At 66.9% G+C, this 21115-nt stretch carries 27 protein-coding genes; 21 read left to right on the forward strand and 6 right to left on the reverse strand.

Annotation, left to right across the window (positions count from 1 at the left end; translation table 11 throughout):
• Nucleotides 1-6: 6 nt before the first annotated feature.
• From MWU52_RS07745 to MWU52_RS07765, 5 genes are all read left to right on the forward strand, one after another.
• Nucleotides 7-780 (forward strand): 3-hydroxybutyrate dehydrogenase, encoded by a 774-nt coding sequence (locus MWU52_RS07745; RefSeq protein ID WP_246950896.1) that lies wholly within the window; start codon nucleotides 7-9, stop codon nucleotides 778-780.
• Entirely contained in the window at nucleotides 777-1109 is a 333-nt protein-coding gene (locus MWU52_RS07750) for a pentapeptide repeat-containing protein (RefSeq protein ID WP_246950898.1), read from the forward strand. The genes MWU52_RS07745 and MWU52_RS07750 overlap by 4 nt, the downstream gene beginning before the upstream one ends.
• Nucleotides 1106-2119: a patatin-like phospholipase family protein gene (locus MWU52_RS07755; RefSeq protein WP_246950900.1), complete on the forward strand. Its 1014-nt coding sequence runs from the start codon at nucleotides 1106-1108 to the stop codon at nucleotides 2117-2119. Before MWU52_RS07750 ends, MWU52_RS07755 begins: the two co-directional genes overlap by 4 nt.
• 69 nt (nucleotides 2120-2188) lie before the next feature.
• A complete protein-coding gene (locus tag MWU52_RS07760) occupies nucleotides 2189-2536 on the forward strand; it encodes a hypothetical protein (RefSeq protein ID WP_246950902.1) in 348 nt (115 codons plus the stop codon).
• Nucleotides 2533-2928, forward strand: a complete 396-nt coding sequence (locus tag MWU52_RS07765) for a hypothetical protein (RefSeq protein WP_246950904.1) — start codon at nucleotides 2533-2535, stop codon at nucleotides 2926-2928. Before MWU52_RS07760 ends, MWU52_RS07765 begins: the two co-directional genes overlap by 4 nt.
• A 9-nt stretch (nucleotides 2929-2937) precedes the next feature.
• Here MWU52_RS07765 and MWU52_RS07770 read toward each other — a convergent pair whose 3' ends face one another.
• The gene (locus MWU52_RS07770; protein ID WP_246950906.1) at nucleotides 2938-3225 is read right to left on the reverse strand and encodes a DUF1330 domain-containing protein; all 288 of its coding nucleotides are present in this window, start codon (nucleotides 3223-3225) and stop codon (nucleotides 2938-2940) included.
• 84 nt (nucleotides 3226-3309) lie between these two features.
• Here MWU52_RS07770 and MWU52_RS07775 point away from each other — a divergent pair, with 84 nt between their 5' ends.
• Genes MWU52_RS07775 through preA form a run of 3 tightly spaced genes read left to right on the forward strand, consistent with a single transcriptional unit; the run spans nucleotide 3310 to nucleotide 6521 of the window.
• Nucleotides 3310-4635, forward strand: a complete 1326-nt coding sequence (locus tag MWU52_RS07775; protein WP_246950908.1) for an NAD(P)-dependent oxidoreductase — start codon at nucleotides 3310-3312, stop codon at nucleotides 4633-4635.
• A gap of 32 nt (nucleotides 4636-4667) precedes the next feature.
• On the forward strand, nucleotides 4668-5189 hold the full coding sequence (locus MWU52_RS07780) for a VTT domain-containing protein (RefSeq protein ID WP_246950910.1): 522 nt from the start codon (nucleotides 4668-4670) through the stop codon (nucleotides 5187-5189).
• A 27-nt stretch (nucleotides 5190-5216) separates the two neighbouring features.
• On the forward strand, nucleotides 5217-6521 hold the full coding sequence (gene preA, locus MWU52_RS07785) for an NAD-dependent dihydropyrimidine dehydrogenase subunit PreA (RefSeq protein ID WP_246950912.1): 1305 nt from the start codon (nucleotides 5217-5219) through the stop codon (nucleotides 6519-6521).
• Here preA and MWU52_RS07790 read toward each other — a convergent pair whose 3' ends face one another.
• Nucleotides 6522-7214 (reverse strand): Hint domain-containing protein, encoded by a 693-nt coding sequence (locus MWU52_RS07790; RefSeq protein ID WP_246950914.1) that lies wholly within the window; start codon nucleotides 7212-7214, stop codon nucleotides 6522-6524.
• Nucleotides 7215-7323: 109 nt separating this feature from the next.
• Nucleotides 7324-7935 carry a TetR family transcriptional regulator C-terminal domain-containing protein gene (locus MWU52_RS07795; RefSeq protein WP_246950915.1) on the reverse strand — a complete coding sequence of 204 codons (612 nt, stop codon included), beginning with the start codon at nucleotides 7933-7935 and terminating at the stop codon, nucleotides 7324-7326.
• Nucleotides 7936-8072: 137 nt separating this feature from the next.
• On the opposite strand from MWU52_RS07795, the gene MWU52_RS07800 reads away from it, so the two are divergent.
• From MWU52_RS07800 to hydA, 7 genes are read left to right on the forward strand one after another with little or no spacing between them, the layout of a single operon-like run.
• Complete coding sequence (locus tag MWU52_RS07800) at nucleotides 8073-9323, forward strand: Zn-dependent hydrolase (protein WP_246950916.1); 1251 nt, start codon at nucleotides 8073-8075, stop codon at nucleotides 9321-9323.
• Nucleotides 9320-9514, forward strand: coding sequence for a hypothetical protein (locus tag MWU52_RS07805; protein WP_246950917.1), 195 nt, complete (start codon nucleotides 9320-9322; stop codon nucleotides 9512-9514). The genes MWU52_RS07800 and MWU52_RS07805 overlap by 4 nt, the downstream gene beginning before the upstream one ends.
• Before the next feature lie 40 nt (nucleotides 9515-9554).
• Nucleotides 9555-11150 (forward strand): GMC family oxidoreductase, encoded by a 1596-nt coding sequence (locus tag MWU52_RS07810; RefSeq protein WP_246950918.1) that lies wholly within the window; start codon nucleotides 9555-9557, stop codon nucleotides 11148-11150.
• A 3-nt stretch (nucleotides 11151-11153) separates the two neighbouring features.
• Complete coding sequence (locus MWU52_RS07815) at nucleotides 11154-11483, forward strand: hypothetical protein (RefSeq protein ID WP_246950919.1); 330 nt, start codon at nucleotides 11154-11156, stop codon at nucleotides 11481-11483.
• Entirely contained in the window at nucleotides 11480-11650 is a 171-nt protein-coding gene (locus MWU52_RS07820; protein ID WP_246950920.1) for a hypothetical protein, read from the forward strand. Before MWU52_RS07815 ends, MWU52_RS07820 begins: the two co-directional genes overlap by 4 nt.
• A 56-nt stretch (nucleotides 11651-11706) precedes the next feature.
• A complete protein-coding gene (locus tag MWU52_RS07825) occupies nucleotides 11707-11961 on the forward strand; it encodes a hypothetical protein (RefSeq protein ID WP_246950921.1) in 255 nt (84 codons plus the stop codon).
• Between the two features lie 11 nt (nucleotides 11962-11972).
• Entirely contained in the window at nucleotides 11973-13436 is a 1464-nt protein-coding gene (gene hydA, locus MWU52_RS07830; RefSeq protein WP_246950922.1) for a dihydropyrimidinase, read from the forward strand.
• Between the two features lie 3 nt (nucleotides 13437-13439).
• On the opposite strand, the gene MWU52_RS07835 is transcribed toward hydA, so the two are convergent.
• Nucleotides 13440-13973, reverse strand: coding sequence for a hypothetical protein (locus MWU52_RS07835; protein ID WP_246950923.1), 534 nt, complete (start codon nucleotides 13971-13973; stop codon nucleotides 13440-13442).
• 82 nt (nucleotides 13974-14055) lie between these two features.
• On the opposite strand from MWU52_RS07835, the gene MWU52_RS07840 reads away from it, so the two are divergent.
• The 5 genes from MWU52_RS07840 (at nucleotide 14056) to MWU52_RS07860 (ending at nucleotide 18010) form a co-directional block, all read left to right on the forward strand.
• Entirely contained in the window at nucleotides 14056-14829 is a 774-nt protein-coding gene (locus tag MWU52_RS07840) for an ABC transporter ATP-binding protein (RefSeq protein ID WP_246950924.1), read from the forward strand.
• A gap of 52 nt (nucleotides 14830-14881) precedes the next feature.
• Nucleotides 14882-15055, forward strand: a complete 174-nt coding sequence (locus MWU52_RS07845; RefSeq protein WP_246950925.1) for a hypothetical protein — start codon at nucleotides 14882-14884, stop codon at nucleotides 15053-15055.
• 71 nt (nucleotides 15056-15126) lie between these two features.
• Nucleotides 15127-16047, forward strand: a complete 921-nt coding sequence (locus MWU52_RS07850; protein WP_246952805.1) for an ABC transporter permease subunit — start codon at nucleotides 15127-15129, stop codon at nucleotides 16045-16047.
• Complete coding sequence (locus MWU52_RS07855; RefSeq protein ID WP_246950926.1) at nucleotides 16044-16991, forward strand: ABC transporter permease; 948 nt, start codon at nucleotides 16044-16046, stop codon at nucleotides 16989-16991. The genes MWU52_RS07850 and MWU52_RS07855 overlap by 4 nt, the downstream gene beginning before the upstream one ends.
• Before the next feature lie 29 nt (nucleotides 16992-17020).
• Nucleotides 17021-18010 (forward strand): ABC transporter substrate-binding protein, encoded by a 990-nt coding sequence (locus tag MWU52_RS07860; RefSeq protein ID WP_246950927.1) that lies wholly within the window; start codon nucleotides 17021-17023, stop codon nucleotides 18008-18010.
• A gap of 69 nt (nucleotides 18011-18079) precedes the next feature.
• Here MWU52_RS07860 and MWU52_RS07865 read toward each other — a convergent pair whose 3' ends face one another.
• Entirely contained in the window at nucleotides 18080-19093 is a 1014-nt protein-coding gene (locus MWU52_RS07865) for a hypothetical protein (protein ID WP_246950928.1), read from the reverse strand.
• 139 nt (nucleotides 19094-19232) lie between these two features.
• Here MWU52_RS07865 and MWU52_RS07870 point away from each other — a divergent pair, with 139 nt between their 5' ends.
• Nucleotides 19233-20219 (forward strand): AraC family transcriptional regulator, encoded by a 987-nt coding sequence (locus tag MWU52_RS07870; protein WP_246950929.1) that lies wholly within the window; start codon nucleotides 19233-19235, stop codon nucleotides 20217-20219.
• A gap of 18 nt (nucleotides 20220-20237) precedes the next feature.
• Here MWU52_RS07870 and MWU52_RS07875 read toward each other — a convergent pair whose 3' ends face one another.
• Nucleotides 20238-21113, reverse strand: a complete 876-nt coding sequence (locus tag MWU52_RS07875) for an NAD(P)-dependent oxidoreductase (protein ID WP_246950930.1) — start codon at nucleotides 21111-21113, stop codon at nucleotides 20238-20240.
• Nucleotides 21114-21115 lie beyond the last annotated feature (2 nt).

A 21115-nucleotide genomic window follows, 5' to 3' on the forward strand; every position in this document is an offset into this window, starting at 1 on the left:
GACACCATGACGCTGCAAGGGAAGACCGCCATCGTAACCGGCTCGAACTCCGGCATCGGGCTGGGGATCGCGCGAAGCTTCGCGGCCGGCGGGCTGAATGTCGTGCTCAACTCCTACAGCGACACCGAAGAGGATCACGCCCTGGCCGCCGATCTTGCCAAAGAGCACGGGGTGGAGGTGCGCTACATCCAGGCGGACCTCTCCTCGGGCGAGGCCGCGCGCGGTCTGGTCGAGAGCGCCGGGCGCTGCGACATTCTGGTGAACAACGCCGGCATCCAGCATGTTGCCCCGGTCGAGAACTTCCCCGCCGGGAAATGGGACGCGATCATCGCGATCAACCTGTCCTCGGCGTTTCACACCACCGCGGCCGCCCTGCCGATGATGCGCGCGGCCGGATGGGGGCGCGTCATCAACATCGCCTCGGCCCATGGCCTGCGGGCGAGCCCCTACAAGTCCGCCTATGTCGCCGCCAAGCACGGGATCGTCGGGATGACCAAGGTCGTCGCCTTGGAGACCGCCGAGGAGCCGATCACCGCGAACGCGATCTGCCCGGGCTATGTTCTGACGCCGCTGGTCGAAAGCCAGATCCCTGACACGATGAAGGAATACGGAATGGACCGTGATACGGCGATCCGCGAGGTGCTGCTCAAGCGCCAGCCTTCCAAGGAATTCGCCACCACGGACCAGCTAGGCGGGACGGCGCTGTTTCTTTGTTCCGACCACGCCGCGCAGATCACCGGCACGACGATCAGCGTCGATGGCGGGTGGACGGCCGTATGACCGACAACCCGGCCACCACCCCGCCCGAGCGTCTTGAGATCGAGGATCGTTTCCTCGACGGCTCGACCTTCACCCGCGTCAGTCTCAAGGGCGCGGTCGTGGCCGACAGCCACCTGATGGGCGCCCGCATCGACGACGTGAACGCCGAAGGCATGGTGTTCGAGAACGTGAACTTGGGCGGGACGCGCTTCCACGACGTGAACCTTACCGGCGCGTCGATCGACCACGCCAACCTGTCCGGCCTGGCGATCACCAATGCCAACCTGGACGGAATGACCATCGACGGCATCGCGGTGACGGACCTTCTGGCCAAGTGGCAGGCCGGATGACGCCCAAGCGTATCAATCTGGCGTTGCAGGGCGGCGGTGCGCATGGCGCGTTCACCTGGGGCGTGCTGGACCGGCTGCTGGCGGACGAACGGCTGGAGATCGCGGGCATCAGCGGCACCAGTGCGGGCGCCCTGAACGGGGCGGCGGTGAAGGCGGGGCTCGCCGCGGGGTCGCGCGACTTGGCTCGCGAGACGCTTGAATCGGTCTGGACGGCCGTCGGCGCGCTGACCGACGAACGCTGGACGCCATGGCTGACGGCGTTCTCGCCCATGGCCGTCAGCTATGCGATCGAGATGTCGCCCGGATACCAGATGGCCGACAACTGGAGCCGCGCGGTCAGCCCCTATGCCGGGTCCAGCCTGACGCAGGACGCGTTTCGCGACATCGTCGGCGCCATGAGCTTCGACGCGATCTGCTCCGACCGGGGCCCCGAGTTCCACATCTGCGCGACCAACGTTCGGACCGGCAAGATCCGGCTGTTCACCCGCGATGCGATCACGCCCGACGCGATCCTCGCCTCCGCCTGTCTGCCAACCCTGTTCCCGGCGGTCGAGATCGACGGCGAGGCCTATTGGGACGGCGGCTATACCGGCAATCCGGCGCTGTTTCCGCTGTTCGACGCGAAGCTGCCGCGCGACATCCTGATCGTGAACATCAACCCGCTGGAACGTCCCGAGGTGCCGATCACGGCCCGCGACATCCAGAACCGCATCAACGAGATCAGCTTCAACACCTCGCTGCTGCGGGAGTTGCGGGCCGTCGCCTTCGTCCAGCGGCTGGTGCGTGACGGCAAGATCCCGGCGGGATCGATGAAGGACGTGCTCGTCCACATGATCGCCGACGACGCCCTGATGCGGCAGCTTTCGGTGGCGACCAAGGTCGTGCCGAACCCGGTCATCCTGCACCAGCTCCGCGCCGCAGGGCACGCCGCCGCCGAGGTATTCCTGGACCGCGACCTGGCCGCCATCGGCGAGAAATCCACCGTCGATCTGGGCGAGATGTTCGCCTGATCCGCCCGGGCCGTGGGAACCGCCCAATTCGTCCTCGCGTTTGTCCCCGCACGACCGAGGAGGCACGACATGAGCCGCGAAGATTTCACGAACGACTGGGTTCCCTACCGTGACGCATTGCTCAGCCGCTATCCCAAGCTGACCGATGCCGATCTGGAGGATGCCGACGGATCGACGGCCGAACTGGCGCGCCTGATCGCCGGGCGTCAGGGGATCGAGCCGGGCGACGCGCAGCAGGACCTACACGAATTCCTGGCCGGGCCGATGCCGGCCGACGCCTATTCGGACCCGACGCATGACAATGCCGCCGTCCTTGAAAGCAAGGCCTACGTCCCCGCGGGCGAGGACCCGCTGGCCGACGACCGACGCTTCGGCGACGACGATACCGAAGCGAACCCCGTGGGGCGGGACCGATGACGGGCCGGCGCGTCCTTGCGGCGCTTCTGCTGACGGCCGGCCTCGCCACGCCGGCGGCGGCAACGCACCTGATCGACCTGACCACACGCTACAATCCGGAAATCCTGTGGTTCGACGCACCGAATACGACGTCGATCGGCCAAGCCCGCGTGCGTATCGTGTTCGACGGCCATGTCGGTGCGGCGGCGCTGACACCGAACCAGTATTGGCGCTATGCCGGTTTCTACAAGGCGCATATGGCGCGGCTGGCCTTGCGCATGCCGGTCTCGCGCGCGGAACCGCGGGCGCGATATGCCGCTTTTCACGATGTCGCCCGGATCTATCCGCTGCTGCGCGTATCCGGCTTCGATCTGGAAGATCTGGACGGCGGGCGCTTGCTGCCCGACCTGTAGGACCGCTTTCTACACGCCTTCCAGCAGGATAATCTGCGCGTCCCCGGCACCCTCCCTATGGGCCCGGGCCGCCTGATATTCCGGCGAGTCGTAGCAGGCCTGCGCCGCCTCCAGGCTATCGAACTCGATGATGACGTTCCGCGGTCGGCTCTCTCCTTCCAGTCCGACGACGCGCCCCCCGCGTGCCAGAACGCGGGCGCCGTGCTTCTCGAACGCCTCCGTCGCGCCCGTGGCATAGAGGGCATAGGGATCGGGATCGGTGACCGTGACATGCGCGATCCAATAGGCTTTGGGCATCGGTTCTCATCCTGCTGAAATTTTACCGTTTGATAAAAAATCATCCCGTGCCACTCTGTCCACGAAAAACGACGGGAGAGAGCGATGACCGAAGCCATGCGCCTTGACGGGATCCGCGCCGGACGACTGGGCCCCGAGGATCTGGCCCGGAACTTCGACGACCTGCATCCACCGCTTGACCGGCACGAGGCGCTGGTTGCCGCCGACCGCTGCTATTTCTGCCACGACGCGCCCTGCGTCACGGCCTGCCCCACCGATATCGACATCCCGCTCTTCATCCGCCAGATCGCCACCGGCATGCCCGAGGCCGCGGCCAAGACGATCTTCGACCAGAACATCCTTGGCGGTATGTGCGCCCGTGTCTGCCCGACCGAAACGCTTTGCGAGGAGGTCTGCGTCCGCGAGGTGGCCGAGGGCAAACCCGTCGAGATCGGTCGCCTGCAGCGGCACGCGACCGACAGCATGATGCAGGCGGGCGAACACCCCTATACCCGCGCGCCCGACACCGGACGCCACGTCGCGGTCGTGGGGGCGGGCCCTGCCGGACTGGCCTGCGCGCACCGGCTGGCGATGCTGGGCCATTCCGTCACCATGTATGACGCGCGCCCCAAGCCGGGCGGCCTGAATGAATACGGCATCGCCCAATACAAGACGCCCGACAATTTCGCCCAGGCCGAGGTCGACTGGCTCCTCAAGATCGGTGGCATCACCGTCGAGACGGGCCGCGCGATCGGCGACGGCCTGACGCTGGAGGATCTGCGCGACCGCTTCGATGCCGTCTTCCTTGGGATCGGACTGGGCGGGGTCGGCGCCCTAGGGCTCGAGGGCGAGGCGGCCACCGGATGCGAAAACGCGGTCGATTTCATCGCCGCGCTGCGCCAGGCGCCGGACCTGACGCAACTGCCCGTTGGTCGCCACGTCATCGTGATAGGCGGCGGCATGACGGCCGTCGACGCCGCGGTCCAGTCCAAGCTTCTGGGCGCGGAGACGGTCACGATCGCCTATCGCCGCGACCGCGACCGCATGCCCGCCAGCCGGTGGGAACAGGATCTGGCCGCTACGCACGGCGTACGGCTGATGTTCGGGTTGGTGCCGCAGGCACTGCACGGCGACGACCGGTTGCGCGAGGTGGAACTCGCCTATGTCGACGCGAACATGGCGCCCACGGGCGAGACGCAGCGCCTGCCCGCCGATCAGCTATTCCGCGCCATCGGGCAAAAGCTCGTGGCCGTCGAGGGGTTGGCATTGGACGGCGGCAAGATCGCCGTGACCGGCGCCGGCCAAACCAGCCTCACGGGGGTCTGGGCCGGGGGCGACTGCGCGATGGGCGGCGAGGATCTGACCGTCACCGCCGTCGCCGAGGGGCGCGATGCCGCCATGGACATTCACGCCCGGCTGGGGTTGTCCTGACATGCGGATGACGTTTCGCATCGGAGGGAACGTTGCAGGACCATATCGACGCAACCCTCCTCTTCGTCTCCGAACATCGGATCTGGGTCCTGCCGATCGCCTTCCTGCTGGCCATGGCCGAGACGACGGTGATCGTTGCCCTGTTCGTGCCGGCGACGGCGATCCTGGTGGGCATCGGCGGCCTCGTCGCGGCGGGGTCGGTGGACTTCCTGCCGCTGTTCCTCGGTGCCGCGGCTGGTGCCATTTCGGGGTCTATCCTGTCGTGGTGGATCGGCCGGCGATACGGGCCCGACATCCTGGACGTGGCGCCCCTGCGCCGAAGGCGGGCCGCCCTGGACCGGGCACGTGCGGCGGCCAATCGCTGGGGCGCCGGCGCGATCCTTCTGGGGCACTTCCTGGGCCCGGTCCGTGCCGTGCTGTTCACGTTCGTCGGCATGTCCGGCGTCTCGCTTCGCCGGTTCCTGCCCATCACTATCCTGGGGGCAACGGTCTGGGCCATGGCGGCGCCCATGGCCGGGCAACTGGGCGGACTTGCCCTGACGCGCTTCTTCTGACCCCCATTCCCAGCCGGAGGACCTGACATGGCCGATCTCTCCACCAGTTTCGTGGGCATCAAGTCGCCGAACCCGTTCTGGCTCGCCTCCGCGCCGCCCACGGACAAGGAATACAACGTCCGCCGCGCGTTCGAGGCCGGTTGGGGTGGCGTCGTATGGAAGACGCTGGGCGCCGAGGGGCCGCCGGTCGTCAACGTCAACGGCCCACGCTATGGCGCGATCTACGGGGCCGATCGCCGGCTGCTGGGTCTCAACAACATCGAGCTGATCACCGACCGCCCGCTGGAGGTGAATCTACGCGAGATGAAGGTGGTCAAGCGCGATTTCCCGGATCGGGCGCTGATCGCCTCGATCATGGTGCCCTGCGAGGAGGAGGCCTGGCGCGCGATCCTGCCGAAGGTCGAGGAGACCGGTGCCGACGGGATCGAGCTGAATTTCGGCTGCCCCCACGGCATGTCCGAGCGCGGCATGGGTGCCGCCGTCGGCCAAGTGCCTGAGTATATCGAGATGGTGACCCGCTGGTGCAAGCAGTACAGCCGCATGCCCGTCATCGTGAAGCTGACCCCCAACATCACCGACGTGCGCAAGCCCGCGGCCGCGGCCAAGCGCGGCGGCGCGGATGCGGTGAGCCTGATCAACACGATCAACTCGATCACCTCGGTCGATCTGGACATGATGGCGCCGCAGCCGACGATCGACGGCAAGGGCAGCCATGGCGGCTATTGCGGCCCGGCGGTCAAGCCGATCGCCTTGTCGATGGTGTCCGAGATCGCCCGGGACCCCGAGACGCGCGGCCTGCCGATCAGCGGGATCGGCGGCATCACCACCTGGCGCGACGCGGCCGAGTTCATCGCCCTCGGGGCGGGCAACGTGCAGGTCTGCACGGCTGCCATGACCTACGGCTTCAAGATCATCGACGAGATGACGGCGGGTCTCGGCCGCTGGATGGACGAGAAGGGGCACGCTTCGGTCGAGGCGATCGTCGGGCGGGCGGTGCCGAACGTGACCGACTGGCAGTATCTGAACCTGAACTACGTCGCCAAGGCGCGGATCGATCAGGATCTCTGCATCTCCTGCGGCCGGTGCTTTGCCGCGTGCGAGGACACGTCGCATCAGGCGATCGCGATGTCGTCCGACCGGGTCTTCACCGTGATCGACGAGGAATGCGTGGCCTGCAACCTGTGCGTCGACGTCTGCCCGGTCGAAGGATGCATCGACATGGTGGCACTCGAACCCGGCCAGACCGATCCGCGCACCGGTCGTGTCGTCGCGGCCGAACCTGCGGACTGGACCACGCATCCCAACAATCCGGCGGCGGTCGCCGCCGAGTAGTCAGTGGGCCCGCGCCGACCGCGGCACCCCGGCCAGGCATGGCGGCGCGACCCCGCCCATGCCCGCCAACGCCCGGCGCAGCAGATCGGCGGCCTCCCCATCCGTCAGGGTGGCGTGGGGGGCGCCGTCCCGCCGGGCACCACTGGAAGGTCCGTCGTTGCGCGTCGCGCGCGGTGTGGCCAGCCAAAGGCCTTCGACACGGATGGCCGGATCGTTCCGCAACTGCGGATGCAGCGCAATCAGGCGGCCCCTGGCACGTGCCGGTCGGACGCCGGGCCACCGTGCCGCCGACATGGTGCCGACAGGCACCATTGCCACGTCACGGCCGGTCGCGACCTCGACCAGGGGGCCGGTGACGGCGATGCGGTGATCGGCACGCAGGCCGATAGGGCGCAGATTGCCGAAGGCCCCCGCTTCGAGCCGTATCCAGTCCGCCTGCCACCAAGGCGGCGACCAGGTCGGCACCGCATCCCGGCGCAGCGTGACGGACCCGTCCAGCGTCAGGACGGCATCGCCGCTTCGCAGATCGTCGACCCGAACGGTGCCTTCCGGCGTGCAGACGAGGGCACCGGACGCAACGAGGATCGGCGCGGCCGCCGGGCCGCTGCGCGCGGCACCCTGTGTGGCGCCACCGGACTCGACGGGCGGAGGGGGCTGCGAAACGGGTCCGTCCAGCGCGTGGACGTCATGCATCCCGCGCCCGGTTCCGTCCCCCGTGGGGGAGAATATCTTCCATCCACGCTGCATGTCCGATCCCGTTTTCCGGCACGGACTGGTCTAGGGAGCCGTCGTTGCGAGAGTCTTAAGGAGTCAGCAGTCGCGTAAAATGCGTCGTAAGATGCGCCTCCGCCTCAGCCCAGGGGTCGCGATCGGGGCCCAGGACGGCACGGACCTGGACGTCGAAATCGGCATAGTGCTGCGTCAACGCCCAGATCGAGAAGATCAGGTGATGCGGATCGGATGGCGCAAGCCGCCCGCGCGCCATCCAGCCGGCTATGACACCTGCGCGCCCGTCCACGAGGCGTTTCAGGTCGACCGAAAGCGCATCGCCCAGCCGGGGCGCCCCGTGCAGGATCTCGCCTGCAAAAAGCCGGCTCTCGCGCGGATGGTCCCGGGCCAGCCGCAGCTTGCGGCGCACGTATTCCAGCATCTCGCGCAGCGGCTCGCCCTGGGGATCCAGCGCGCGCAACGGGTCGAGCCAGGTATCCAGCACAAGGTCGAGAAGGGCGCGGAAGATCGCCTCCTTCGACGCGAAATAATAGAGCAGGTTCGGCTTCGACAGACCGGCCTGCCGCGCGATGCCGTCCAGCGTGGCGCCGCGGAACCCTTCGGCCGCGAAGACGTCCAGACCCGCCTCCAGGATGCGCAGCCGTCGATCCCGCTGGATGCGTGTGGGGCCGTCATCCTTGGCCATGGTCCCCTCCCCCGGTGCGGCGCGGGCCATGGCGGACCCGTGCATGGATGCCGGCGGCCGGGTCGGCGTGGGCATTGACTGGTTTCCGACCCGTGATAGCGTCGGTTTTACCGAACGGTCAAATTATCGGGGGACACATGGCAGCCGCAGGTGAGAACCTACGCATCGACGCGGACCGGCTGTGGGACAGCCTGATGGAGATGGCCCGGATCGGGCCGGGCGTGGCCGGCGGCAACAATCGTCAGACCTTGACCGATGCCGATGGCGAGGGGCGTGCGCGGTTCCAGAAATGGTGCGAGGAGGCGGGCATGACCATGGGTGTCGATCGTATCGGCAACATGTTCGCCACCCGCGACGGCACCGACCCGGACGCCCTTCCGGTCTATGTCGGCAGCCATCTCGACACACAGCCGACGGGCGGCAAATATGACGGGGTGCTGGGCGTGCTCGGCGGGCTGGAACTGGTCCGCACGCTGAACGACCTGAACATCCGCACCAGGCACCCCATCGTCGTCACCAACTGGACGAACGAGGAGGGCACCCGCTTCGCCCCCGCCATGCTGGCCTCCGGCGTCTTCGCAGGCGTGCATACTCAGGACTGGGCCGAGGACAAGACCGATGCCGAGGGCAAGCGCTTCGGCGACGAGCTGGACCGGATCGGCTGGCGCGGCGACGAGGCGGTCGGCGCCCGCAAGATGCACGCGATGTTCGAGCTTCATATCGAGCAGGGTCCCATCCTGGAGGCCAAAGGGTGCGAGATCGGCGTCGTCACGCATGGTCAGGGCCTCAGCTGGACGCAGGTGACCGTCACCGGCAAGGAGAGCCATACCGGGTCCACGCCCATGCCGATGCGGCGAAACGCCGGGCTGGCCATGGCGCGCATCCTGCTGGAAGTCGAGGAGATTGCCCTGTCGCACGCGCCCCACGCCGTCGGGGCCGCAGGCCATATCGAGGTACATCCGAACTCGCGCAACGTGATCCCGGGGCGCGCGATCTTCACCGTCGATTTCCGTTCGCCCGACCTTACGGTGATCGAGGATATGGAGGCGCGTCTGGACAAGGCCGCACGCCGCATCGCCGAGGAGATGGGGATGCAGGTCGAGCTGGAGAAGGTCGGCGGCTTCGACCCCGTGACCTTCGATAAGAACTGCGTCGAGGCTGTCCGCAACGCGGCTGAACGGCTGGGCTACAGCCATATGGACATCATCTCGGGCGCCGGCCACGATGCCTGTTGGATCAATCGCGTGGCGCCGACCGCGATGATCATGTGCCCTTGCGTGGACGGCCTGAGCCACAACGAGGCCGAGGAGATCACCAGGGACTGGGCGCGCGCCGGCACCGACGTCCTGCTCCATGCCGTGCTCGAGACGGCCGAGGTGGTCGCGTGACGGGGCAAATCGCGAAACAGGGGGCGATCTTCGCCGCGATCTTCCTGATCGTGAACCTGGCCCTCGACGTCTACCGCGCCGGTGGGCTGACCACGGGGGCACTCGCCTCATCGGTGGTGACGACGCTGGTCGCGACCGTACTTTACGTGACGATCATCGCGTTCCTGCGACGCCGGGACACGCGGAAATGATGCGGGCGCGCGCCTCCACCCGGTCGGCCGGTCCGACCGAATGATTCTCAACGCGCGCCAGCTGCCGGACGGCGAGGTCGTCGAGGCCGATATCTGCATCGTCGGCGGCGGGCCGGCGGGCATCACGCTCGCCCTTGAACTCTCGGAATCGGGACGGGAGGTCCTGCTTCTGGAATCGGGCGACATGTTCGCCGACGATGCGACACAGGCCCTCTACGAAGGGCCCGACCTGGGGTTCCCCTACACCCCCCTCGCCGAGGCGCGGCTGCGCTTCCTCGGCGGAAGCTCCAACCACTGGTCGGGCTATTGCATGCGCTATACGCCCCTCGACTTCGAGGCGCGCGACTGGATCCCGCATTCCGGCTGGCCCATCGGGTTCGCGGATCTGGAGCCCTATTACGAACGCGCCCATCCCTATTTCGAACTTCAGACCGAACGCCCCTACGATTTCGAGTTCTGGGCCGCGCGGATCGGCGGCGACCGTCTGGCCCCCGACCCCGAACAACTGGAAAACCTCGTCACCGTTCTCAGCCCGCCGACCGCCTTCGGGTATGTCTACGAGGATCGGCTGCGCGCTGCGCCGGACGTGCGCGTCCTGCTGAATGCGAACGTCACCGAACTGGAAACCGACGACAATGCCGCGCGCGTGACCGCCCTGCGGGTCGCCTGCATCGACGGGCCCCGCTTCGACGTACGGGCGCGGAATGTCGTTCTGGCGGCCGGCGGGATCGAGATCCCGCGGCTCTTGTTCAATTCCGACCGCGTGATGCCGATGGGGCTGGGCAATGGCCGGGACCTGGTCGGGCGGTTCTTCAACGATCATGTCGGCCTGCGCCCGCATGTGCGCACGTTGATGTCGCGCGAGGATCTGGACCGTCTCAGTCTCTATACCGGTCCGCACTATCTGGAGGTGGGGGGCATCCAGAACGTCCTGGCGGCCTCCGAGGCGCATCTGCGCCGCGAGAAGGTCGGCAACTTCATCTTCCACCTGTTCCCCGACGGCGGCTCTCCGGGCAAGCGTGCCATCCGGCAGCTGTTCGGCGCCCTCAAGACCGGCGAGGCGCCGCCCTACCTGTCGGGCGAGATCATGAACCTTATGACCGACCTCGACGGGGCGACCAACGCCGTTGCGCGAGAGATTCTTGGCCGCCGGGACGACCTCATCGACCATGCCTGGCTGGGTCCCTGGCTGTCGATGGAGTGCATCCCCAATCCCGACAGCCGCGTCCTGCGCATCGAGGAGACCGACCGCTTCGGCAAGCGTCGCGTCGGGCTGGACTGGCAGCTGACCGAATTCGACCGCCGCACGGCGCGCCACGCCGCCGGCGTCCTGATCGACGAGATGGGCCGCATGGGCCTCGGGCGGTCCTGGTCGTATGCGCGGCGCGAGGATTACGAGATTCCGCGCACCGTCGGCCTGGGCAAGCACCACAACGGCACGGTGCGCATGTCCGACGACCCGGCCACCGGCGTCGTGGATGCGAACTGCAAGGTGCATGGCGTGGCCAATCTGCACATCGCAAGTTGCGGCGTCTTTCCGACCAGCGGCTATGCCAACCCGACTCTGACAATCGGGGCGATGGCGATCCGGCTGGCCGATCACCTGCGCGACGCGACGCCCGGCGGAGGGAGGTAGCATATGGACCGACGAACCTTCGTGACCCTGACGGCGGCGCTGACCGCGACCGGAGGTGCCGCCGGCGCGGCCCCCCGGGGCGAGGCGGCCCGGCGGATCGGGCGTGAGATTCTGCAAGCCGGGATCTTGCCCGCCGACGTCCCTGCCCTGCGTGCGGAACTGGATGTGGGCGCGCAACCGGTCAATGATCTGTTCGGGCGCAACTGGTCTACGCGGATCCGCGCCGATTTCGCCGCCCATCGAGTGCTGGACCTGCACGGCTGGACCCTCAGCCGGACCGAAGGAGCACTCTGCGCGCTGGCCGCGCTGGACGGGGGCGGGGGCGGGGCATGATACGCGCGCTTCTGCCGATCGCCATGGTTGCGGTGGTGGCGATCGCCCTTCTGGCGACCTTCGTGCCCGCAAGCCTGTGGACGGGCGGCGCGATCGTCTTGCTGGTGGCGGCCATTCTCGCGATCCGCGCGGCGCGAAGGCATGCGAACCGGCAAGTTGGCGGTTGAACCTGATGCGCGCTGCCCCAAACATGCGTCCGACCCCGACCGCCCGGAGAACACCGATGACCTCGAAGACCGCCCTCGCCCTGTCCGTCGCCGTGATGCTCGCCGCCTGCGTGCCCGCCGCCAACGCACCGGTCCCCGACCCGCAGGCCTATGCGCCCACGGATGCGCCCGTGCCCTTTGCCGTCAGCCGCCTGCTGCCGCGGGGCGTCACCGCCGCCGACGTGCGCGTGGCGGATAACTGCTACGGCTATGCCTACCAGGGCGCGATCTACCCGGTGCTGATCCCGCGCGGCTCGCAATACTGCCTGTAACGGAGGTTTTCATGTCCAAGGTCATCAAGAACGGCACCATCGTCACCGCCGATCGCCAGTGGAAGGCCGACGTCCTGATCGAGGGCGAGAAGATCGCGCAGATCGGCGAGAACCTTTCGGGCGACGAGACGATCGACGCCAGCGACGCCTACGTCATCCCCGGCGGCATCGACCCGCATACGCATCTGGAGATGCCCTTCATGGGCACCACTGCCGCCGAAACCTTCGAGAGCGGCACCTTCGCCGCCGCCGCCGGCGGCACGACGATGCTGGTCGATTTCTGCCTGCCGGGCGAGGACGGATCGCTGCTGTCGGCGCTGGATGACTGGGATCGGAAGTCGCGCGACCAGATCTGCACCGACATCAGCTATCACATGGCGATCACCGGCTGGAACGAGACGATCTGGGAGGAGATGGAGGCCGTCGTGAAGGAGCGCGGCGTCAACACATTCAAGCACTTCATGGCCTACAAGGGCGCACTGATGGTCGAGGACGACGAGATGTTCGCCTCGTTCCGCCGCTGCGCCGAGCTGGGCGCCCTGCCCCTCGTCCACGCCGAGAACGGCGACATCGTGGCCGCCAAGCAGGAGCAGTTGCTGGCCGAGGGGATCACCGGCCCCGAGGGTCACGCCTATTCGCGCCCTCCGGAAGTCGAGGGCGAGGCCGCCAACCGCGCCATCATGATCGCCGACGCCGCCGGCACGCCGCTTTATATCGTCCATGTCTCCTGCGAGCAGGCCCACGAAGCCATCCGCCGCGCTCGCCAGAAGGGGATGCGCGTCTACGGCGAGCCGCTGATCCAGCATCTGACGCTGGATGAGACCGAGTATTTCAACAAGGATTGGCAATACGCCGCCCGCCGCGTCATGTCCCCGCCCTTCCGCTCCAGGAGCCATCAGGACTCGCTCTGGGCGGGCCTCGCCTCCGGCTCCCTCCAGGTCGTCGCCACCGACCATGCGGCATTCTCCGACGAGCAGAAGCGAATGGGGGTCGACGACTTCACCCGCATCCCCAACGGCACCGGCGGGCTGGAGGAGCGGATGGCCATGCTCTGGACCCGCGGCGTCGACACCGGTCGCCTGACACCCGAGGAATTCGTCGCCGTCACATCGACCAACATCGCCAAGATCCTCAACATCTACCCGATGAAGGGCGGGTTGAACGTCGGCGGCGATGCCGATGTGGTCGTCTGGGACCCGTCGATCAAGCGCACGGTTTCGGTCGCCAATCAGAAATCCATCATCGACTACAACGTGTTCGAGGGCATGGAGCTGTCCGCTGCCCCCCGCTACACCCTGTCGCGCGGCGAAATCGTCTGGGCCCACGGCCAGAACTCGCAGCCGCAGCCCGGGCGGGGGCGGTTCATGCGGCGGGCGCCCTATGCCTCGGCGTCCAAGGCGCTGTCGAAGTGGAAAGCGCTGAACACGCCGAGGAAGATCGAGCGCGATCCGATGAACATTCCGGCGGGGGTTTGATGGCTAGGCCAACCGTAAACTCGCCCTTTGGCCTGGCTTGTGCGCATCCTCTTTTTGCCGCCACTCGAACTCTATCGAGCCAATCGTCTGAAGTTGCTTCACGCACCGAACCAAGATTTTTACAGCGTCCTCAGCGGAAACGCCCTGATAGGAGAAATCGAACTTCTGGTCGTATTTATAGCCTTCAGTCTCTTTCCTACCCGAGACGACATTTGCGCCAGACGTCTTTCGAAGGTTATCGATGGACGGATCACGTTCTAGAACCGCGTGGAAAGCGAGGCGGATCATTGCATCCCACGTCATCTTTTCTGGAGTCCGATTTTCGATTGATCCATCCAACAGCTTCGTATGACGCATCGGCGGGATATCTGTTGGCCCGTAAACAACGCTTTCGATTGCGCCTGAATCCGCTGCCTCAGTGGACGCCTCAAATCGATCAAGAAGTCGCGTCACGACCGATGCTGCCGTGTCTTCTAGCGGCACCGCCAATGCCTGTAACCGCGCAAAATCTCGATCTTGAACCTCAATCGCTTTCATGTCGACGCCTCCATATTCATATCATATTTTCATATATTCATATTCTCAGGTCAATGGCAACGGCTTTTTTGGCGCATAAACCATGACCACCATCTCCGCCCAATCCCTCGACCTTACCTTCCCGTCCCCCGACGGCCCTGTCCATGCGCTCTCCGACATTACCCTCGACATCCACGAGGGCGAGTTCGTCTCCTTCATCGGTCCCTCGGGCTGCGGCAAAACCACCTTCTTGCGCTGCGTCGCAGCCCTCGAACAACCGACGGGCGGCACGCTCACCGTCAACGGCATGACGCCTGACGAAGCTCGGAAAGCACGCGCTTACGGATATGTGTTCCAGGCCGCCGGTCTCTACCCCTGGCGCACCATCGCGCGGAACGTCACCCTGCCGCTTGAGATCATGGGCTACTCCAAAGCCGACCGCATCAAACGCATGGAAGACGTCCTCGAACTGGTCGAACTGGGCAGTTTCGCCAACAAATACCCCTGGCAACTCTCCGGGGGGATGCAGCAGCGCGCCTCCATCGCGCGCGCGCTGGCCTTCGACGCGCCGATCCTGTTGATGGACGAGCCCTTCGGCGCGCTGGATGAGATCGTGCGCGACCGCTTGAACGAAGAACTGCTCGCCCTCTGGAAGCGCACCACCAAGACCACGCTCTTCGTCACCCATTCGATCCCCGAAGCCGTCTACCTGTCCACCAGGATCGTCGTCATGTCCCCCCGCCCGGGTCGGATCACCGACGTCATCGACAGCCCCCTGCCCCGCGACCGCCCCCTCGACATCCGCGACAGCCCCGAATTCCTCGCCGTCGCCCACCGCGTTCGCGAGGGGCTGCGCGAAGGGATGGAGGCCGCATGATCCGCCGCGCGTCCTTGCCCGCCGAATGCGTCGATGGCGGGGAGACGACGACATGAAGACACGCACGACCCAGACCATCGGCGACCTGATCGCGATCGCCGTGGCGATTTTCTTCATCGTCTCGGCCTCCTTCGACGCGATGCCGGCACGCTCGGCGCTGAACACGGTCGCGCTCTTCGTGATCGGACTGTCGCTGTGGCGCATCTGGCGTCGGCGCGGCGCATGAGCATGGCCCCCCTCTCCGCCCCCGGCGCGGGGATCGGTCGATCCGGCCGTGTCGCGCTGGTCGTCCGCCGAATGGCCGGCGTCACGCTGCCGATCCTGGTCATCGTCGCGGCCCTCGTGGCGCTCTGGTACGCCGCCTGCGTGCCGATGAACGCACAACAAAGCGTGCTGGAGGCGGAGCGTGCCGGGCAGACGGTCACCCCCGCGACCGCCGCCGAACGGCGCGAAATGGGCGGGCTCGCCCTGACCGTGGCCAATCCTACGACTACGGTGGCCGGCGCGTTCGCACAGGACCGTCCCCGCCTGCCCGCGCCCCATCAGGTCGTGGCCGAGCTGTGGGACACCACCATCGGCAAGAAGATCACGTCGAAGCGCAGCCTGGTTTTCCACGCCGGCATCACGCTGGGTCCGACGCTTCTGGGTTTCGTCATCGGGTCGCTGGCCGGCATCGCGCTGGCCGTGGGCATCGTCCACAGCCGGGTGATGGACCTGTCGGTCATGCCCTGGGCCATCGCGTCCCAGACCATCCCGATCCTGGCCATCGCGCCGATGATCATCGTGGTGCTGAACTCGGTGGGCATCCAGGGGCTGCTGCCCAAGGCGATCATCTCGGCCTATCTGTCGTTCTTCCCGGTCACGGTCGGCATGGTGAAGGGGCTGCGCGCGCCCTCGCCCGCGGATCTGGACCTGATGCGGACGTGGAACGCGTCGGCCACGCGCACCCTCGTCTCGCTGCGTCTGCCCTCGTCGCTTCCCTATCTCTTCGCGTCGCTCAAGATCGCGGTGGCCGCCGCGCTCGTCGGCGCCATCATCGGCGAGTTGCCGACCGGCGCCGTGCGTGGCCTCGGCGCGCGTCTCCTGGCGGGCAGCTATTACGGCCAGACGATCCAGATCTGGTCCGCGCTCTTCGGCGCGGCCATCGTGGCGGCGGTGCTGGTGGCCGTGATCGCGGCCGTCGAGCGGTTGACGCTCCGGCGGATGGGGTTGGCATGAATCGGCCCGCAGACCGTATGAACGCCGTTATGGGCAGGCTCTCCGGGTCGGAAGGTCTCCTCTGGCTGCTCGGCGGGCTGGTCATCCTCGTCGCCGTTTCGTTCTGGCTCGGGCCGCTTGCCCTCATCCTCGCAGCCTGGGCTGGATTGTGGCTCCTGAACGTCTGGCTTTCCGGGCATGGCATCGCCCGCTGGGCCGCGCCTGTCCTCTTCGGCCTGACCCTCCTCGTCCTGTGGGAACTGACCGTCCGCCTTTTCGCCGTCCCGGAGGTCATCCTGCCGGCCCCGTCCCAGATCGCCCGCGCCTTCGCGGCCAACGTCCCGACCCTCTGGGCCGATTTCGTGCAGACCGTCCTGAAGGGCGCGCTCGGCGGCTGGTTGATCGGCTGCACCGCCGGTATCGCCACCGCGCTCCTGGTCGCACGCTCCGACTTCCTGCGGCGCGGCCTTCTGCCCGTCGGCAATTTCATGGCGGCACTGCCCATCGTCGGCACCGCGCCGATCCTGGTGATGTGGTTCGGCTTCGGTTGGGAATCGAAGGCGGCCGTCGTCGTGGTGATGGTCTTCTTTCCGGTCCTCGTGAACACGGTCGCGGGCTTGGCGGACACCACCGCGATGCAGCGCGACCTGATGCGCACCTACGGGGCGACGCCGGGGCAAACGCTGCGCCACCTGCGGATGGTCGCCGCGCTGCCCTTCGTGTTCAACGGCCTCAAGATCGCCACCACCCTTGCCCTGATCGGCGCCATCGTCGCCGAATTCTTCGGCAGTCCGACCGTCGGCATGGGCTTCCGTATCTCAACCGAGGTCGGACGGCTGAACCTGCCGATGGTCTGGGCCACCATCGTCGTCGCCGCCATCGCCGGCAGCGCCAGCTACGGATTGATCGCCGCGCTCGAACGGCGGCTCACGTTCTGGCATCCATCACAGAGAGCGCGGGGATGAACCATCCGCGCCACAACAGGAGAGAGAGAATGAAAAGACTGATTGCATCCGCCACTCTGGCGACCGCCTTGGCCGCCCCGGCGCTGGCGCAGGACAACGAGGTCACGCTGCAACTCAAATGGGTCACCCAGGCGCAGTTCGCAGGCTATTACGTCGCGCTCGAAAAGGGCTTTTACGAAGAAGAGGGGCTGGACGTCACGATCCTGCCCGGCGGCCCCGACATCGCGCCTACGCAGGTGCTGGCCGGCGGTGGTGCCGACGTCACCGTCGAATGGATGCCCGCCGCGCTTTCGGCGCGCGAAAAGGGGCTGCCGATGGTCAACATCGCCCAACCCTTCAAATCGTCCGGCATGATGCTGACCTGCTGGGCAGATGTCGGGATCGAGGCGCCGGAGGATCTGGCCGACCGCACGCTAGGTGTCTGGTTCTTTGGCAACGAGTTCCCGTTCCTGTCCTGGATGTCGCAACTGGGGATCGAGACCGACGGCAAGCGTGAGAACGGTGTAGAGGTGCTCAAACAGGGCTTCAACGTCGACCCGCTGCTGCAGCGCCAGGCCGACTGCATCTCGACCATGACCTATAACGAGTACTGGCAGGTGATCGACGCCGGCGTCTCGCCCGAGGAGCTGGTGACCTTCAAGTACGAGGATCAGGGCGTCGCCACGCTGGAGGACGGCCTCTACGTGCTGGAGGAGAACCTCGAGGATCCGGCCTTCAAGGAGAAGATGGTCAAGTTCGTCCGTGCCTCGATGAAGGGCTGGAAATACGCCGAGGAGAACCCCGACGAGGCGGCCGAGATCGTGCTCGAATACGACGAGACCGGCGCCCAGACCGAGGAGCACCAGAAGCGCATGGCCGCCGAGGTTGCGAAGCTGACCGCCGGCTCCGACGGCGCGCTGGACGAGGCAGACTATCAGCGCACGGTCGACACGCTGCTGGCCGGCGGCTCTGACCCGGTCATCTCCGAGACGCCGGAAGGCGCCTGGACGTCCGAGATCACGGACGAAGCCCTGAACTAGGCGGCACCGACCGCACTCAAGGGGCGTCCACCGGGCGCCCCTTCTTCCGCTCGTCATCATCGCGGCCCGCTACAGGTCCAGTTCGGCCGCCATCAAGTCCGCGATCTCGGCATGGATGGCGGCGCGGTCCGTCCCGGCCGGGTCCGTGCAGACCGGATCGTCGGCCTCCGCAACCAGGATCGCCTCTCCCTCCGGCTTGCAGATCGGCATGGCAGTGAAATGAAACGCGGGCGCCAGCCGGGCGATCTTCGCGTCGGGCAGCATCGCGGCCAATCCGCTGCGGTCGAAATCCGTGGCCAGCATCCGCGTCCCAGCGTCGCCCAGACCGACGATCAGAACCTCGGACGCGAGACCGGCGACATCCGAAGGGGCGAGCCCCCAGACGAAGCCCGGGTCGATCGCCGCAACATGGGTGATCCGCGGATCGCCATAAGCCCCGTTCCATTCCGCCGGGTCCAGGCCCTGCATGTTCACCTCCTCCGACAGAAGCATGTCGCAGGCACTCATCGTGTCCACATGCGCCTCGCATCCTGCCACGATGCCGGCATGGTTGCCGGTCACGCCGCCCATCGAAAGCGCCGTCCACCCGCCATAGGAGAACCCCGCCGCCATGATGCGCGACCGGTCCACCCGTTCGACGAAGTCCGCGTCGCCCAGCACCGCGTCCAGCGCGACATTCAGATCCGCCACGCGCGTCCAATGCCTGACCCCCTTGCGCATGTCGAAGTCCCGCCAGGTGGAGTTCGGATGACTGACCGCCACAACGATCGCGCCGCGCCGGGCCAGGTCCTCGGCCAGCCAGGCCTGCGCCTGGTGCGTCCCACCCATGCCATGGCTGAACAGGATCAACGGATGCGTGCCCTCGGCCAACTCCGCGCCCGTCACCGCATCGACACCGTGGAAGACGGCGTTCTCGGCGAACAGCGTCGTCTCCCCGCCGCCGCCATTCGGGTACCAGATCGCGGCGCCGGCACGTTCGCCGTGATGCGGCAGATCAAGATCCAGCAGCCGCAGACCGGCGGGTTCGGCCAAGGCGGCGGATGCGCTCAGGACAAGGGTCAGCGTGGTGGCAATCGTCTTCATCGTCGTTCTCCGGGGAATGGGTTTCGATCCGCCGACGGTTCCGGAGTTTCTCCGCCCCGGCGTCCTCGATCCGGTTTTAGGTCGTGTGTTTCCGGTTTTAGGACTAGCAACCGGTCAGGGACGCGAACGGGGTGCTTTCATGCCAGGTCTTCCGATTCCGGTTTTCGGTGCGCTGGTGCTGCTGTTTCTGTTCCTGCGCCTGTGGCTGACGCAGCGGCGGCTCGGCCCGTTGTCCATCCTGCTGGCGGTCTGCGGCCTGCAGGCGCTGGTCATCGCGATGGCCCAGCACTACCAGGTGCCCGGCATGCGGTACGTGCAACCCGTCACCGCCACGTTCATCCCCCCGTTGGCATGGCTGGCCTATCTGAAGACCGCGGTCCGGCCGATCCTGCGGGGCGATGCGCTACATGCCTTCGGGCCAGGCATCGCGCTGACTGCGTTGCTGACGACGCCGGCATTCCTCGACATCTTCATCCCGGCCATCTTCGTGGCCTACGGTGCGGCGATCCTGATCCATGCCGCGCGCGGCCCCGACGTCCAGCCCCGCGTATCGCTGGAAAGCGCCGAACTGCCGGCACGGATCTGGGTCGTCATCGCCGTCGCGCTGATCGCTTCGGCCTTCAGCGACCTGTTGATCGTCGCCGCCCAGGCGGCCGGGGCCGAATACCTGCAACCCTGGATCATCAGCCTGTATTCCGTCGGCAACTTGATCCTGATCGGCAGCCTCAGCCTGTCCGGCCATCTGCAGCCCTCCGATGACGAGACCGTCGGGGCCCAGCCGATCCAGCCCGAACCCGATGAGGAGCTCTGGTCCCGGATCGAGCGTTACATGGCCGACAAGCGCCCCTATCTCGACCCCGACCTCACGCTTTCCACGCTGTCGCGCCGGATGGGCATTCCCGCCAAGACGATGTCGACCACGATCAACCGGGCGACGAAGGGGAATGTCTCGCGCTACGTCAACGATGCGCGGATCGAGGTGGCCAAGCGCGCCCTTCTGGACGGCGAGCCGGTGACGGGCGCCATGCTGACCTCGGGCTTCAATACCAAGTCGAACTTCAACCGCGAATTCCTGCGCGTCACCGGGACAAGCCCCAGCAAGTGGCTCGCCGATCAGCAGGGGTGAAGCTGCGCCGCGGGCCCGCTATTTCGCCAAGGCCTTCAGGCGCGCCATCAGGCTCGACGTGTCCCAGCGGCCGCCGCCCATGGCCTGCACATCCTTGTAGAACTGGTCGATCAACGCCGTCCCGGGCAGTGGCGCGCCGATGTTCTCGGCTTCCGCCAGGCATATGGCCAGGTCCTTGCGCATCCAGTCCACCGCGAAGCCGTGGTCGTACTCGGCCGCCAGCATCGTCTCATGGCGGTTCACCATCTGCCAGGATCCGGCCGCACCGCCCTGGATCACATCGACCACCGCGGCCCCGTCGAGGCCGGCCTTCTGCGCGAAGGACAGCCCCTCGCTCAACCCCTGCAGAAGCCCCGCGATGCAGATCTGATTGACCATCTTCGTCAACTGCCCCGCACCCACGTCGCCCATCCGCTTGGTCAGCTTGGCATAGGCGTCCATGACCGGTTCGGCGCGGTCGAAATCGTCCTGCGTGCCCCCGCACATGATCACCAGCTGCCCGTTCTCGGCCCCGGCCTGCCCGCCCGAGACGGGCGCGTCCAGATAGTGGACCCCCTTGTCCTTCGCCGCTTCCGCCAACTCCCGCGTGACCTCGGCCGAGACGGTGGTGTGATCGACGAAGAGCGCACCTCCGCCCATGCCGGCGAAGGCCCCGTCCGCACCCAGGCAGACGCCGCGCAGGTCGTCGTCGTTGCCCACGCAGGCGAACACGATCCCACGCCCCTCGGCCGCCTCGCGCGGCGTCGCGCGGGCCTTGCCACCATGCGCGTCGGCCCAGGCTTGCGCCTTGGCGGCCGTGCGGTTGTAGACGCAGACGTCATGCCCCGCCGATGCCAGATGGCCGGCCATCGGTGCCCCCATCACACCCATTCCCAAAAACGCGACACCGGTCATGA

Source organism: Jannaschia sp. S6380 (assembly GCF_023015695.1).
In the GTDB taxonomy this organism is placed as follows: Bacteria; Pseudomonadota; Alphaproteobacteria; order Rhodobacterales; family Rhodobacteraceae; genus Jannaschia.